We start from the raw sequence: 18,745 nt of genomic DNA on the forward strand, positions 1-18,745 counted from the left end.
AACTAGCAAGACTGGCATCAAAGTATTCTTTGCTGATCCATACAGTCCTTGGCAAAGAGGTACTAATGAAAACATGAATAGGTATATCAGACAATTTATACCTAAAGGTACTAACTTTAACAATATATCTCATCAATACATTAGAAAGTTACAGATAGACTTGAATAATAGACCTAAGAAATGTTTAAATTACTTGACACCTAATGAAGTACATTTTGGTATCTCTATAAACATTGAGAATACTATCTAGCAATAAAAAAAATGATTAAGGGTTTACACCTTTAGGGGATTAGTCGGAATACGTGTGCAAATCGGTAGTATAATAATCAAAATCAAAAAAGTACATAAAAATTCATATTCAATATTGATGAAAATACATATATTACTATAAATGCAATCCATAATTTTTTTACTTAAAAATGACGTTAGTGCTTTTTGCTAAATTAAAAGTTTCTAAATATTTTTCTTTAGAGTTATCGAATATAATATATTCACAAACCCAATCTAACATAGAGTTTGTTTTATATTGGTAGTTGTTTAACTTAGAATTAACTACATAATAATTAAAGTTATTATATTCAATCTCCGGAGAAATTATACTTGTTATAGTTCCTGATTTCTGTACTAGGAAGTGCAGCCCCATTACATACTTATTAATAATCGCATTCTCAAAATAAGAAGGTATCATATAATTCACTTCTATATGATGATTAAATATATTAATTCCAAAAGCCTTATCATACATTCTAGATATCCATGCACCTGCTGGTCTAACTCCTATTTCTACAAAATAGAATTTATTATTTTTTTCTAAAAGTTCAACATGTATCATTCCATCAGGAATATCATAGCTATTGACTATAAGTTTAATAATTTTTAATAATTGCTGTTTTGTTTCTTTATTACAAATAATTTCGCTACCAATGAACTTTGATTTTTTTGTTGCCTTATCCATAGGCTCGAAATATTTGGCAGAATTTAAATATAATATTTTGTTGGATTGTACCAATGCATCACAATGAATCAGATTACCTTCAATATATTCTTCGCATATAATTGAGTCGTTAGTATTATCTAAATATGATTTCAACTCTAAAATAGAATCACATTTACGAACTCCAATACTACCAGCTAAATTTAAAGGCTTACATATAATCGGAAAGCTAATATTAGGTAGGTTTTGCTGTTTATTAAGCTTGTAAAAGAACGGGATTTTAAGTATTTCATTAGACATACATTTATTTTCTAATTCAATTTTCATAAAATATTTATCGCGAAATATATCTATATGATCTGGCTTAAATCCTACTAGATTATATTTTTTATTTAACTTAGCAACATCATCTAAAAACATTTCTTCATCAGAAACTATCCTTATTGAATTTCCTTCTTCTAGTAACTCCTCTATGATTAGTTTAATTTCATCAAGTGAAAAAAATTTTACCTGTTCATTATAATTGACTAAATTTACAACTTTAGTAATCTCTTGTATGTGAGGAGGGAGATGTTCCATAAATCCAATTCTATCAGATATAATAATTAAACGTTTTCTTGAATTAACTTTCGGAAGTTGTAGTTTATTAAAATTATATAAATGTATCCGTGTTGGACTAATAATAGCTAAAATAGTCTCTATCTGTCTTGTTTGCTTCATAATATTCTAATAATCTCCTATTTTTAAAAACTTATTAAATAATCAGCTATTTCTTTTACGTATGGTTGTTCTAATGTTTGATCATGATCACATTCAATATAAAGAACATTCTCTGCTCTTAAATCAATTTTTAAACCACAACTATCTGTATCGCAAATTAGATTTACTAGACTAGTATAGTACTCATCTTCTATATTGTAGGTAGAATACTTATTACATTTAATTAGTTTTAGGCTATTTTTTAAAGCTTCAGAGTCCAGATTTGAAGGCTTGTATAAAGCATGTCCAGGATATATTTTTTTTAATTTTTCATACTGCTTATTAGACTTAAAATCTAACCAATTAAAAAATATTGGATCAACTAAAAATATATTCTTAGGACATTGATTATCAAAATACTTCATTAGATTATATATTTCATAAGCAACCGTAGCACCAAAAGATAATCCATATATTGAATAGTTAGATAAGTTAACTTTATATTTGTTTAGAAAATATATATAAAGCTTCGCTAACTCTTGTATAGAATCAGGAGATAGGCTATTTTTTGAGTATTTTTGATAATTATTTAAAATAACAATATTGTATTTTTCCATTAAGTATGGACAAATAGTATTAATATAAGCTTCTGCTCCACTATTTCCTGGGTGTATCATGACCAAGGTAGGCTTATGAACTTCTGAACTATTTAAGAATATTACAGGTTCATAATCAATGTCATAATAATAGTCGCTACATGTCAGAATATTATTTTGACTATCAACAATACTCATACAGTATTCTGATATTTTAGAAATATGTTTTATGAATAATTCTTTGATACAATTATTTTCTAATTTAGAGGTTACGCGGCATTTTAGTTTTCCAGATATTATCATACAATCCAAATTTAAAAATGATTTTGATTGATTATCTATAATTGTTTGTCCTACACTCTCATCAACAAAAGACCATCCATTCTGATGATTATCAAATTGACCAAGATAATTAAAGCTTACTTTTGGTAATTCATCTATAAATTTTATTTGTTTAGAATACGACTTAATTATACCAAAACCAACACCTTTATTTGGAACAAGTCTAAACCTATCTTTAATGATTGTTATGGTATCTCCAATTGATTTTCCAATATTTAATAAAAATGGAAACATTGATGTAAACCATCCAACAGTACGACTCAGATCTACTCTTTCATCAATTATTTCTCTACCATGTCCTTCAAGAGTTACTCCATTTATGTCATGATTTGTCAAATCTCGAAGCATATATGCCATTGTTGACAACAATAAGTCAACTATCTCTGTGTTATAAGCATTATTAGCTTGGTATAGCAAACAACTGGTTTCTTTTTCACTAAACTCAAACTCTATCGCTTTTATTGTCTTATCAAGACTTAATAAATTATATGATTGATTTACATTATTTAATTGCATTAACCAATAGTATTCTTCAAATGGTATAACTTGTTTTGCATATTCTTTACAAATATCTACCCATTGCCTATAACTCGTTGCTTTTTTAGGCGGATTATTTTCTAGATAAAAATCTCTCAAATCATTTATGATTATTCTCCAAGATACAGAGTCAATAATAAGATGGTGAAAAGCAAAAAATATACGAGCACTATTATCTTCATATCCATACAAATATCCTATATTCCATAGAGGACCTTCATGTATATTAAAACCACTCTGCCATTTAGTTAATATTTCTGATATTTCTAAAGGTGATAAACCTTCTACATTTAATGACATTAATTTATGGTTTTTACTTTGTGCTTGATATATTTGTCTTTGTTTATTTTTTGAAAAAAGAATACGTAAAACATCATGATGTGAATTTAGCTTCTCAATTGCTAATTCTAATCGTTGAATATCTAGTAAATCTGTTTTTATCATAAATGCCTGATTCCAATGCTCTGAATAGTCAAAATTCTGATCAAAAAACCACTTTTGAATTGGTAATAAATCAAACTCTCCTGATAAAACATCTTGCTCAGCAAGGTATTCTTGATGGAAGCTGTTCTGTTCCAAGAAGCTAGCAAGAGACTTAATTGTTCTATATTTAAAAATATCTCTAACACTACAATTATAGCCTATCTTCCTTAACTTTGATGAAACTTGAATACTTAGAATAGAATCTCCACCTACTCTAAAGAAATCGTCTTTCATACTAAAATACTTAATTCCCAGTATTTCTTTCCATACATTATATATTTTATGTTCTAATTGAATTGATGGAGCTATAATCAAAGAATTATCGTTAACATCATAAAGTGGAATTTTTTCAAGTTGAGATTTATCTAATTTGCCATTCTTTGTGGTTGGTAAACTTTCAAGAAAAATAAAAAATTTAGGAATCATATACTCAGGAATATATAAGGATAGTTTTTCTGAAATCTCCAGATTTGTATACTCAATATCAGAAACATAATATGCTACTAAAATATTCTGATCATTCATTTCCTGATTTTTTCTATCTATAAGTAATACAACAACTTGTAAAACTCCTGGAATTTTTAATATATTTTTTTCGATCTCTTGAATTTCTACTCTATAGCCTCTGACTTTAACTTGATTATCTCTTCTTCCAATATATTCTAAATTACCATCAAAATTCCAACGAACTAAGTCACCAGTTTGATATAAACGATCGCAAATTATATGTTTATCTTTTATGCTTAAAGTTATATTTTTATAGAAAGCTTTCATAGTTAAGGAAGTATTATTTATATATCCTCTTGCCAGTCCTAACCCTCCTATATACAGTTCACCAATAATATTAATACCTACTGGTTTTAAATTTTTATCTAAGACATAAACTTGTCGATTATCAATAGGTTTACCTATAGGAACTGTGCTACACAGTTGATTGTCACAATTATAAAATGTTGTAAATGTTGTTGACTCTGTTGGTCCATAACCATTTATGACTTTCAGAGGACGCTCATTAATAGAAATGATCTTATCTATCAAAAGCTTATTTAAAGCTTCTCCTCCTACTATTAAATATTCTAATTGTTTAAATACTGAGTTATTTTGAACAAATAAATTGTCAAAAATCATTTTTGTTAACCATAATACATTAATCTTATTTTTTTCAATGTATTTTTCTAACAGTACCGCATCACTTAATAGTTCTTGTTTATTTTCTGGTATTATAAGTGTTGCCCCATTTAATAAACTACACCAAATTTCAAAAATAGCAGCATCAAATGTCACATCTGCAAATTGACCAATAATATGATCAGGTTGAATATTAACCTCTGTTTGATTATTAGCTAATGCTATAATATTTTGGTGTTCTACCATAACTCCTTTAGGAGATCCTGTAGTACCAGATGTATAGATAATATATGCTAAACTATTTGCACTAAGATTATTCTGATATTGATAATTAATCTTATTATCAATATTTTGATCATCTATATTTAATACATTAAAAGAAGTTATATTTTTATTTGTTTGAATAATTTCATTAGATGAAACAATTAAACATGCCTTAGAATCATTTAAAATATAGTTGATTCTATCTTCTGGATCATTTATAGATAGTGTTAGATAAGCTGATCCTGTCATTAATATAGCTAGTTTAGCAATAATTAACTCAGCACTTGGTTTTAAAAATATAGCAATAACAGTATCTTTTTGTATAGATCGATTATATATTATAGAATATGTATCATGTATTAAGTTAGCTAAATCTTCTGCTTGTTTTTTTAACGAAATATAACTTATTTGTTGATTTCCATATATCAAAGCTATTTTTTGATTTTGGATTTTTACTTGATCATTAAAAGTACTAATTACATCAGTCGATATACTTACTAAGTTCTGATTATCTTTTATACATAAAGTATCTTGATCAATATAGCAATTTAGCTCCGAAATAGGTTTATCAATATTTAAGACAATACTTTCTAGAAGTGATTCGAATCGTTGAAGTAGGATTTCAATACTTTGATATTTGAAAAGGCTAGTCGCATAGTTAACATTAAAGGCTATATCTTCTTGACTATCATCAATAAATATACTCAAATCAAACTTCGCTACTTTAAAGTATTTATATATATCTTGTTGCTCAAAGAGATTGTTAGGTTTTTTAAGTTCCCCAGCATTTTGTAATCCAAAAGCAATTTGAAATATCGGATGTTGACTAAAATTTTTAGGTGTATTTAAATCATTAACTAACTTTTCAAAAGGATAATCTTGATGTTTTTGTATTTCAAGTAATTTATTATATACACTCACTAAAAATGTTTTAAATGAAAGATCTGGATCTAAAGTATTTCTAATAGCTAGAGTATTTACAAAAAAGCCTACAATGTCTTCAACTCCATGATAATATCTATTAGCTATAGGACTACCTAAAACCATATCTTGCTGATCAGTTTGCTTATATAGTAAAACATTAAATGCACTTAGCATTAATGTATAAAATGTTACAGCTTGATTCTTAGCAAGATCACGAAGTTTATTTGATAATGATCTATTAATGGTAAAAGTAAAGTCTTTACCTTTATAATCAAAATTTTTAGGTCTAGTATAATCTAATAAAAGATTTGTTTGTTGATATCCTTTAAGCTCATCTACCCAAAAGTTTTTCTGATTTTTAAGCCTTTCTTTATTCCAGTACTGGTTTTGCCATGTTGCAAAATCAGTAAATTGAAGTTTAGAATTTTCTATAGGTGATCCTTTGCACTCATTATAATAAAACTTAACTAAATCATCAAATATGATTTTTATTGACCATCCATCTATTGCTATATGATGTATATTTAAAATAATAAGAATATCGTTAGATGGTTTTTGATTAATAACCCAAACTTTAAAAGGAGGCTCTTGTTCTAAGTTAAAGTTATAATTTACTATATCACAAATTAATTCGTCTAACTCACTATTATTAACATTATCTAATTCAACAATTGGTACGTCAATATTTTGGATTTCTTGATAATATTTGCCATTATCTGACTGCTTTATTATCGTTTGAAAAGTTTGATGATAATTAAAAACTGATTCTATTGCTTTCTTAAATTTAATAATATTTGTTTTTTCATTCAGCTTAAGTAAGAATGGATTATTGTAAACAAATTTTTGATCTTCATACTGCTGAATAAACCATAATCTTTCTTGAGAGAATGATAACGGCGCTGTTTTAAGATTTAAAATAGGAATATCTATTTCATTATTACCAATAATATTATCAATAATATTATCAATAATATTTTGTATTGTTCTAAACAGAAAAATATCATTTAAACTAACTCGTTTACCCAATATTTCACTCATTTTATGTGATGCTTGAATCGCTAATATAGAATTTCCGCCACTTCTAAAGAAATCATTATTGATACTAATACTATTTAATTTAAGTAGTTGACACCAAATCTGACAAAGATCTTTTTCAAGCTCATTCCTTGGTTCAACATAGCTGGTGTTATAGCTTGTATCTATCTCAGGTAAAGCTTTATAATTAACTTTTCCATTTGTTGTTAGAGGAATAGTCTCAACATGCATATACTTACTAGGAATCATATATTCAGGAAGTATATTTGATAAGTAAGATGTAATTTCATCACAAGGAATATATTCTTTGGCTATATAATATGCAACAATATAAGATATGGTTCCTAGTTCTGAGGAACGTTTTTTTACTGTTACGACCACTTGATCTATATTTGTAATTTGTAATAGTTGATATTCTATTTCACTTAATTCAATCCTATGACCATTTACTTTAACTTGAAAATCATTTCTTCCCAAATATTCGATTTCACCATTTTCTAACAATCTCACTGTATCACCGGTTTTATACATTTTGGAAAAACCATTTTCAATATCTTTCTTATCAGCAAAAGGGTTAGGTATAAATTTCTCAGATGTGAGTTGAGTATTACCAATATATCCCCTTGCAAGACAAGGGCCACTAATAAATAATTCTCCTGCTATTCCTTGAATACAAGGTTGTAAATTTCTATCTAGTATAAACAGATGCACATTAGGTAATGCCTTACCAATTGTAATTTTTTTTACCTTTTCTAAATTTGCATATGTAGTCCAAATAGTTGCCTCTGTAGGGCCATACATATTTAATATTCTTGCAGATGTTGCTCTATAGATTTCTTGCATCAAATGCATTGACATAGGCTCGCCACCAACTAAGATTTTTTCTAAACTTTTTATATTATTTTCTTCTTGAGAATTAAAGATTAGCTGTGCCAATGAAGGTGTACACTGTAAGTGTGTTACACTATGCTTTTTGATAAGTTCTACTGGTGTTATGTCAGTATTTTCATTAGCAACTGCTAATTTACGTAGCGTATTTAAATGCTTAAGATTATCTATTACAATATCTTCATCTATACCAAAATCAATAAGGCAGGCAACCTCTGTAACACCTATACCTTTAAGCTTATCAATAAATTCAATCTTAGACTCTGGTGTTCCAAATAAACCATTTTCATAATAATATCTTTGAAAAGTAATTTCCAAAAGTTCATTTTTTTCTTCTTCACTAATATTATCTAAATCTTCATTTTTGATTTGTTTTAATAAATTAATTGAGCTAGAAAGATATTGCTTAAATGGCTCCTTTACCTTTGATAATGAATACTCTTCATCATCTGAAATAAACGTATGTAACATAAGAGCAATTTTGAAATCTTTTTTATCATATCCTGAAGATTCTAGTCCTTGGTAATATAATTCTATTCTTTCATTTAATTGCTCTAAAGACTGTCCAAGTAGATGTGTTAATATGTGCGCACCTTGTTCTCCTGCTCTGCGAAAAGACTGATTAAAAGCAACTGTTAACCATACTGGCAAATCTTTTTGTATTGGTCGAGGCAAGGTAGATATAGATAAAGATTCTCCATCAACTCCAGGAAACTCAACATTCTCTCCTCTCCATAATTTTTTAACACTCTCTATCTTATCTTCTAGCACCTCTTTTCTATTATCAAAATTTTCTGGAGCTAATACAAAGTCATTTTTATTCCATCCTGTTACAAATGATAATTCAACACGACCTTGAGATATATTATCAATTATAGCCCAATCTTCTGCTACTCTAATTGGATTGTGTAAAGGAAGTACACAGCTTCCAGTACGTACCTTAATATTAGAAGTTATTGATGATACAGCAGCACTAGTAATTGCTGGATTTGGATAAAGCCCTTCAAATGTGCCAAAATGTCTTTCAGGAGTCCAAATAGCAGAAAAACTATTGTCATCGGCATATTTAGCTCCCTCTAGTAATAGTCTATATTTATTTATATCTTGATTATCACTATCAGCATTATGATTTCCAAAATAGAATAAACTAAAGTCTATTTCCTTATTTTCATTTATAAGCTTATTATTTTTTCTACTACTTTTACCTATTAATGGCGCAATTATTAATTTAAACCCATTCACTAATGCACCAAAAATCTCTAGGATAGATATATCAAATGTTATATTAGTTACAGACAGCCATGTGCCTTTATTACCTAGTATATTTTCTATTCCAAATAAAAAATTAACTAGACTAGCATGTTCAATCATTACTCCTTTAGGTAAACCTGCAGTACCAGATGTATAAATAATATAAGCAAGCCGATCACCAGAAATTTTAACATTTAAATTTCGTGAATCCTGATAACTATAATGATGAGAATCAATATTTAAATAATCTTCTTTTTCTAAAAAGAAACTATTATTAACGGTATTATCAATAACTAATAAGTCTATCTGGGCATCTCTTAGTATATGGTTTATTCTATCTTGAGGAAATGATGGATCCATTGGCACATATGCAGCACCAATTTTTAAGGTAGCTAGCATACTTATAACCATATCTATTCCTCGGTCTAAGCAAATACCAATTATTGGTTTACTATTACCTTTATAGTTATAAGTTTTATTTTCAGAAAGTTTATCTAAAATAGCTCTTGCTAGTTGATTGGATTTATAATTTAAATCATAGTAAGTCAAGCTTTCTTCTTGATACACTATTGCTATTTTCTCAGAAGAATTTATAACTTGTTCTTCAAACATATCTACGATAGTTTTAGAAATAGGTTTATCTAGTAGTGATGGATTTAATAGTTTTATTGATTTCTTCTGACTCTGACTTACTGATAAAAGTATATCTTTTAATGAACAATATTCTTTTGAAACTACTTTCTTAAGAATATAGTTAAAGCTTTCAAAAAAGTCTTGCACTATACTTTCTGTATAAAAACGCTCACTAAATTCTATATGTGCAAATAATTTTTTGCTCATTTGTATAACTGTTACTGAAAGAGGATACTTAACTTTTAGTGATTTAAATTTATCTGTAACTGGTAACTCATCATCGATATTGTTAGGATGATTATACATTGTAAAAGCAAAGTCTTGTAAAATAATACGCTTATCTTCATCAACATGTGCTAAGACATCATCAAATGAAATAGATGATAACGCTAACATATCATTAAGATTTCTTTGGTTTAAAGAAAGAAAATTAGCGATATTTATTTCTCCAATACCACATTCAAAAGAGAATGGTAATACATTTATAAAAGGCCCTACTGACTCCATTACTTCAGGTATTCTTGTTGAAAGTGTGATTGAAATAAAGATTCTATTTTTAGCATATATTTTAGATAACGTTAAAGCATAAATAGAAATTAATAGGTTAAATTCAGTAATATTGAAATTTCTGCTAAATTCTTTAATACTTTTAATTAAATTACCATCAAACTCAAAAACTACAGATTTTCCAGATACTACGTTTGTATTATTATCTAACTCTATTTTTACACTATCTTCTTCAAAGACTAATGCTTTCTGGATTCTAGAATAATATTCTGATGGTTCACAATAAGACTTTTTAACTTGCTCATATAATACATAATCATAATAATGTACATTCTTATTTGAGTGATTTTCTACTTCTGAAATATCTTCCTCTGATGTATATTCTTTTACTTTTTTCTTAATGATGCTCAAAGATAATACATCTTCAATAATATGATGATGCATAAAGCTAACATAAATTTCATCTACTTTTTCACAATATCCAGCTTTAATGGAAATAAGTTGATTATTTAATAAATCTAACTTTTCTGTCTCACATTTCTGTTTCCAGGCTTCAATATCACTAAGCTTAATTTCTGAATAATCAATATTAAAACTTTTTATGGAAAAAAAAGATAATTCCATTGCTTCATTAATACAACTACGAAGTGTAGGAAAGCTAGCTACAATATATTCAATAAAATGCTGTAATTGCTGTAACTCCATTTTACCTTTGAAGGTAAACCACAATGGAACGTTATATGTTGAACTATCTTGAAGTTTTATTACATGAGCAAAAATAGATTTCTGAAGGTCTGATAACTGATATTCAGATTTAGATAAACATGTAAATAATTTCAATACTTCATTTTTATTTGACTCATTCAAACTCAACAAATGTTTAATTGCATCACTACTTTGTTTAACATCTTCGAGAAATTTTTTTGACGTTTCTCCTTTTAAACCTAAGCGATTATCTTTTAAAAAAATTTGTCCACCAGATAACCTAATCTGATAAATTATTTTTGCTGCTTTTATTATATCCATAAAATATCCTCATCTTCACCTTCATCTATCATGCTGACTTCTTTAAAACTAAAATTCTCTACTATTTCAGCAATCGTGGGGTATTTAAATAGATCTGAAACTTGTATATTGACGTTATAGTTAGACTTCATTTCATTTATCAATTTAATGCTTGTAAAAGAATTACCCCCCATTTTAAGAAAACTATCATGTATCCCAATCTGATCAAGTTCTAAAATATTACTCCATAATATACATAATTTTTCTTCGACATCATTACGAGGCTTAACATAAGAAACATCTAAATTGATTGTTAAAGAAGGTAAAAGCTTGTAATCTACTTTGCCATTAGCAGTTAAAGGAATATGATCTAGCACAATATAATCATATGGTAACATATAATTAGGAAGATAGTTTGATAGCTCTTTATTAACCAAATCTTTTAAACAAAGTTGACTAACTTTTGTTTCAGCAAGAAGGTTACTATTCTCATAAATGTATGCATTTCTTGTTTTGTCGTGATCTAATATCCTAAAATTAAACGTTTTTATTGGTTGAGGGGTTTCTTCAACTGGAAATAATATTAATGAGCCTAAAAGTATATTATCTTGTTTTTCATCTATGAATGAATTTAACTCAACTTTATATGGAATTCCTAGTTTATTTAAATCTGGAATTAATAACCCTAACATGTGTCCCATTTCAATATAAGTTAATTTAAGAGAAAAGTCGTTATATAAAGGCCTAATTGCAGGCATATACGCCACAAAATGAAAAGCATTTTTATCTAAAAATTTATTTACTAGTGATTTGTTTTCAACTCTGCATAAAGCTTTCTCTATAGGGTTATAATAATATTGTCCCGCTACAATATCTGCTATATTACTCTCAATATTTATATAAGTTCTGACGCTATAGGATGAGCCTCCAGATGGATATCTATATTTTGGAATTACTTTATCTTCTAACTTTAAACCAGAAATTTTTGAAAGTAATTCTGATAGTTCTTGTTTGTTAATAACATTTTCAGATCGAGAATATTGGTAACTAATATTTCTTTGAATTTCATCAATTTTATCTTCTATCTGATACTTATAAATTTTAGTATCTATAAAGTTTCTGTAACTTTTACGTAATCTAAAATCAGATTCAAACAAATCAATATCCATAGAGTAAGTTATACCTAGTGTATTATCTATGCCAGACTGATTAATTCTATGCTGAATCCTCTGATTTTCGTCATGGTTAATTTCTGATAAATATTCTTTATTATCATTCTCTAATACTAAGTAACCAATTAAATATGACTTATTATTTGTTTTTTGAATTTTAACTAAAGCATTTTCTACTCCAGGAAGCTTTGACAGTTTAGATGATATTTCATCCAACTCAACTCTATAACCATTTAATTTTACTTGGCCATCCTTTCTTCCCTCAAAGACTATATAACCATCTCTATGCCATTTACCAAGATCTCCCGTTTTATATAGCCTTCCTAATTCTGGATGATCTATAAAGCTAGCTTTTGTTTTCTCATGATCTTGCCAATAACCTACTGCTACCCCTTGACCTCCTATATGAATCTCCCCTATCACTCCTATAGAATTATGTTGACCTTTTTCATTAAGCACATACATTTTCTGATTTGGCATAGCCTGCCCATATGGAATAGAATTCCAACTTGGATCTATATCGTTAACCTCATACCATATACTCCAAATACTTCCCTCTGTAGCTCCTCCTAAACTCATTATCGTTATATTAGGACACACTTCTCTTATTTGTTTAGAAAGATTTAATGGAATCCAATCTCCACTCATCAGTGTAACTTTAAATGATGGTAGCTGCTTATTACTATTAATTACATGATCAACTAATAAACTCATTAATTGTGGTACTGTATCCCAGATAGTTATAGTATATTTATCTATTAACTCATACCAATGACTTGGCTCTTTAGTTTTTTTCTGATCTGGAAATACTATTGTCCCTCCAGCTGCCAATAAACCAAAAATATCATATACCGATAAATCAAAACTTAGTTCTGATAACGCTAATACTTTATCTTGCTTATTAATATTAAATCTCTCATTAACAGCCAATATCGTATTTACAGCTCCATTATGAGATATTGTTACACCTTTAGGCTTACCTGTACTACCTGAAGTAAAGATTACATATGCTATATCATCTAACTTTGGTTTAGATAATTCTTCTAACTTAGTATCAGATTTATAATTGACAATATCTTCTATTATTAACCAATTATATTTACTCTCTATCTCACTTCCTTTAATACAACCTTTAAATTCCCAACTAGATAATAATACTGTTTCTACATTACCTTCGGATAATACCTCATCACACCTACCTCTGGGCCAATCTACGTGTAATGGTAAATATCCTGAACCACTCTGCATTATCCCTAGTGTTGCCACTACTTGTCTATGACTTTTCTCACTTAATACTCCTATTAATCTACCTGTTTTACATAAACCATTATCATGTAAATATAGGCTAATAGAGTTTGCATAATCAGAAATGATCCTATAACTATACTTACCCTCATAATCAATTACTGCTATAGAAGACAAATTACTTTCTAAATTGCTTGTAAATAACTCGACTAAGGTAGCTTTTACTTCTGACCGAGTATAACCATTCGCAGTTTCTATTATAGATCTATCTAATTCAGGTAAAATTAACTCTGGGAGTTTTTCTTCCCAATCAGATTCTGCCAAATATTCTATTAAATCACAGTAGGTTTTATGCATAGATGAGATAACTTCTCGATCAAATAATTGCTCTACGTAATACCAATCAATGGAAATACCTTGTTTAGTTTCTCTAGCAATATTATCAATAATACATTGTGAAGTTTGCGCTGATTCAAAGTTTATTCCTTTAAATTTATTGCCAAGGAAACTCTCTGGAAATAAGTTATGTCCTATTGCACTTGTAAATACATAAGGAGCAATTAAGTCATTTGGAGATAAGTTATTATATTTTCTAATATCTCTTATAACTTCAACACCACTATAACTTTTATAATCAAGATCTTTCCATAGATCATTATGTATGTTTAATAAAGTATTTTTTAACTTATTCTTATCGGATAAAGAGAACCCAAAAAGTTCTAATGTTGTAAAATCTCCAACAACTTTGTCTATATCTTTGTGAAAATACTCTCGATTAAACAAAGTTAAATTTATTAAGCAATCATTTTGTCCAGAAAATCTAGATAAAATAAAACCGTAACAAAATAGTAAGACACTTGTAACACTTATATTTAATTTTGTAGCTTTATCAGTCAATTTGGAAAAAATATCTTTTGAAATTTCCCTATTAAGATTACTAAAACTAACTTTTTTAATGTTATTCGGGTGATTTAATAATGGTAATTGAGGATATTTCGGTAAATTAGGTATTTTTCTAGTCCAATATTCTCTAGCATCACTGTAATACTTTGTTTGTTTAAACTCAAAATTAAAATTTATATAATCACTAAATGAAACTTCTATTTTAGGAAGTTCATGGTCGTTATAAAAACTATTTAAATCATTAAATATAATTGACAAACTATAGACATCGGTAATAATAGCATCAAAACTACAATGTAGAATATATTTATTAAGGCCATCTACACTATATTTAAAATCAAACAGAGGATATTTACCAATATCAAAAATTTGATGAGACATATTTTGTCTTATAACTTGTGTGTTTTCTTTATTAAGATGAAAAACTGGTACATTAGCTATAACTGATTGAGTATTTTCATTAATATTTATTATAGTCCTTAATTGTTGATGCCTTCTAATAAGCTTATTTATTGCTAATTCAAGCTTCTGTACATTTATATCATCAAAACATAGTTCTATATAGACATGAGTTGATATATTACCTAAAGTTAGACCTTCCATTCTTCCAAATAAATATGCATTTTGTACATCTGTAAGACTAAAAGGTTTAACATCTATGTCTTTTTGAAGCTTAAAGTTAAAATATTTATTACTAAATTTTAGATTGTCTCTTACATGCTGAGATAATTCACCTAAAGTTCTATATTTAAATAAATCACTAGCTTTTAAAAATATTCCAAACTCATTATTTATAGAAGAAACTATTTTGGTTACTAATAATGAATTACCCCCAAGATTTAAAAAACTACTCTGACTATTTAAAATTTCAGGCTTTATTGGTAAAGTTTTTAACCATAGATTTCCTATATATTTTTCAGTATTATCATATGGGTTAAACTGAGTATAATTACTAAAATTAGTAGTTATATTCGATAATTTTTTTCGATCTAACTTACCATTTATTGTAAGAGGAAAACTCTCTAGCTCAACCAATAAACTTGGCAACATATACTCAGGTAATACATCAGATAATTCTTCTAGCAGATTCTCTTGTTTAAATTTACCTAATTCTTGCGGCACATAATAACCTACTAAATATTTAGAATTAGTTTCCTCATTCTCTTTTACTAATATTGCTACTTGATTAATACCTTCTATCTTCAGTAATTGATTCTCTATCTCTCCTAACTCTATCCTAAATCCACGAATTTTAACCTGAAAATCATTCCTACCTATATATTCTAAGTTACCATCAGGTAACCATCTCACCAAATCTCCTGTCTTATATAACCTAGTATAACCATTCTCAATATCACTCTCCGTTGCAAATAGATTCTCTACAAATCTCTCTGCCCTCAAATCATCTCGATTAAGATAACCTCTCGCTAACCCAGCTCCGCCTATATATAACTCTCCTGCCACTCCTAGCGGCACTGGATATCTATATTCATCTAATACATAAACTTTTCTATTATTAATCGGTTGCCCTATAGGACAGTTTTCCTTCTCTATTTCTTTTGTAATCTCATAAAATGTAGTAAATGTAGTAGACTCCGTCGGTCCATAACCATTGATAATTTTTTCAGGTTTGTTTCTTTGAGTAACTAAATTATTAATTAAATTAACGTCTAATACTTCTCCTCCTATAATTAAATATCTTAGCTCGTCAAAAAGATCTTTATTTTGTATGTAAATAGAGTCAAATAACGTCTTTGTTAACCATAAAATAGAGATTTTATTTTGTCTCAAAAAATATCCTAATTCTTTACTTGATGATATTAAATGTCTTATATCTTTAGGAATTATCAATTTCGAACCCAACAATAATGAGCAGAAAATTTCAAATATTGAAGCATCAAACACTGTTGATGATAAAAAAGCAAAAGTATCACTTTGACTTATACATATCTTTTTATTAAATACTAAGCTATTAATACTAGAGTGCTCAGTCATTACTCCCTTAGGCAATCCTGTTGTGCCTGATGTATAAATAACATACGCTAAATCTGTCGACTTATTTTGGAAATTTAAATTTGTCTTATCTTCATTATCATATATATATCTCAATATATTTCTTTGACTATCTATTTCTAAATTGATTGATATAGGTTTTATATCTCTATCTAGTTCTACTATTAGTTCCTTCAACTTAGGCTCTAATTGAGATTCTGTTATAACTAAATTAGCTGATGTGTCTCTTAATATATGCTTAAATCTTTCCCCAGGATAATCAGGATCCATCGGTACATAGGCTCCTCCTGATTTCATCACCCCAAGGATCCCTATTACCATATCAATCCCTCTTTCTAAACATAATGGAATTAATGTATCTGGCTTGAGTTCTTGGTTGGTAGCTCGTTTATATTGCTTTCTTATATATCTAGCTAGCTGATTACTTCTTTCATTTAACTCTTTATAAGTAACTTCTTGATCCTCAAAAACTATAGCTACAGCATTCGGATTCTTAAGTACTCGCCTTTCAAATAATTCATAAACTGTCTTGTCTCTTGGATAGTCATTATCTGTCTTATTCCAATCGTAAACTATTTTATTATATTCATCCTCTGAAAAGTTGACTTTAAACTCATCAGCTAGATTTATCAAAGGATATGAACTCAATTCTAAACTTTCCTTAGACAATAATATTAAGATATCTACAATTTCATCAATACTACTATCATCTGATAACTTAAAGACACTTTTAGATGAATTAATATAAATACATTTGTCTAATACTAATAAACAGCTTTCTACAGTATTAGATGAATCAGTTATCGTATCTAAAAAATCTTTATATTCAAAATATATTGCGACATCTATCTTTTGATCACTTATGGATTCAAAAATTTTATGACCAAAATCTATAATCTCATTCTTTAACTCTTCATAATTTTGATAATTCTGACTAATCAATATAAGTAATTCTTTCATAGTTTCTTAAATCCAATATCTTTGTTGAAATCCTTTTAGCGAATATTCATCTAGTACTCTAGTCTTTTCTAATATGTTTAAAATATTTTTTAACATAGGATGTTCTTTGGTTAATTTAAATTCTCCATATGTATCATCAAGAACCTCTTTTGTTTCTTCTATTGATAATCCTATTGATTTTAAAACCTGTTCATCAAAAGCAATTTGTACTTCTAAATCAAGGTATAGCTCTATAAATTCTGCCAGCACTTCACCTACATGCTGTTTATATTCACTATTCAAATTCATCCACACATAAGAAAGTAATTTATAAAAAACTCCAGAGTGACGAGTTTCATCTGTTAAATGATCTTTTATTATTTTTTGGAAATATGGATGTGTTTCTTCTTTATCAGTCATTGTTACTATTTCTTTAGTTAATGTATTTTCCGCTAAACAAACACATATAAATTCAAACACATTATGATACTTAGTATTTAACTTGCTTTTTATATTATTAATAGCCTTTTCTATTTCTATTGTTTTTGGTAACTCAAGAGGAGCAACCCCTGTCTCTTCTTTAATTTGTAATATCGCATCAAAGGCTACATATGCATGATATGCTTCATCTACCATTATCGTATATAAATTAATTTTTTGTTCATCATCAAAAGTAATACCATTTATTTTATCTGAGATAGCTTTTAGGATTACTTCATTAACAACCCTTGTTTCTATAGAGGCGATATCATTTGAGTATTTATATAATGATTGAATTAACAAAAACTCTCTTGCTTTTTCACCTTTTGATATAACACTAGGGTGTATAGCTAAAGGCGCTCTTGATATTGGATAATAATAGCCTGTCGCAGTTTTGTCATAAGTTATTCTTGGACGACTTCTAACCGTTGCTCTTCTTTCCCATTTTTCTTGTAATTGATTAGTCATTATTAATTACCTTTATATAGTTGCATAAGGCAGTTTTAAATTCCTGATTAAGATATTCAAAAATATTTGTATATTTCTGGTAAACCTTATCAACATCTCTTATTCGCCTGTTTATGTTTAAAATATTTATCTTTTTAACATTAAAGTATAATCCCATTCCTAAACTTTTGCTAGATTGTATTCTGAAAGTTTTAAATAGTTGAAAGAGAGTTCCAAATATAGTTTATTAGGTTTTGACGAAACTAAAATAAACGATAAGGAACTAAAAAATGCCAAAGCACTTAACTCTTTCAAATAGA

4 protein-coding genes and 1 pseudogene are annotated in these 18,745 nt (G+C 27.8%); 1 reads left to right on the forward strand and 4 read right to left on the reverse strand.

From position 1 onward, the window contains the following. On the forward strand, positions 1-250 hold a 250-nt coding region (locus tag F8C69_RS03130), incomplete at its 5' end, for an IS30 family transposase (protein WP_159183763.1). Positions 251-409: 159 nt separating this feature from the next. On the opposite strand, the gene F8C69_RS03135 is transcribed toward F8C69_RS03130, so the two are convergent. The 4 genes and pseudogenes from F8C69_RS03135 to F8C69_RS03150 all read right to left on the reverse strand — a co-directional run bounded on the left by F8C69_RS03135 (position 410) and on the right by F8C69_RS03150 (position 18,446). Continuing rightward, a complete protein-coding gene (locus F8C69_RS03135; protein WP_159184157.1) occupies positions 410-1,654 on the reverse strand; it encodes an ATP-grasp domain-containing protein in 1,245 nt (414 codons plus the stop codon). 797 nt (positions 1,655-2,451) lie between these two features. Further along, positions 2,452-11,247: pseudogene (locus F8C69_RS03140) on the reverse strand (amino acid adenylation domain-containing protein); the annotation flags it as partial. Then, entirely contained in the window at positions 11,238-17,519 is a 6,282-nt protein-coding gene (locus F8C69_RS03145; protein ID WP_159184159.1) for a non-ribosomal peptide synthetase, read from the reverse strand. The gene F8C69_RS03145 and the pseudogene F8C69_RS03140, both read right to left, overlap by 10 nt. A gap of 6 nt (positions 17,520-17,525) precedes the next feature. Next, positions 17,526-18,446: a diiron oxygenase gene (locus F8C69_RS03150; RefSeq protein ID WP_159184160.1), complete on the reverse strand. Its 921-nt coding sequence runs from the start codon at positions 18,444-18,446 to the stop codon at positions 17,526-17,528. Between the last annotated feature and the right edge of the window lie 299 nt (positions 18,447-18,745).

Origin of the sequence: Francisella noatunensis subsp. noatunensis, assembly GCF_009823375.1 — a bacterium.
GTDB classification, from domain to species: Bacteria; Pseudomonadota; Gammaproteobacteria; order Francisellales; family Francisellaceae; genus Francisella; species Francisella noatunensis.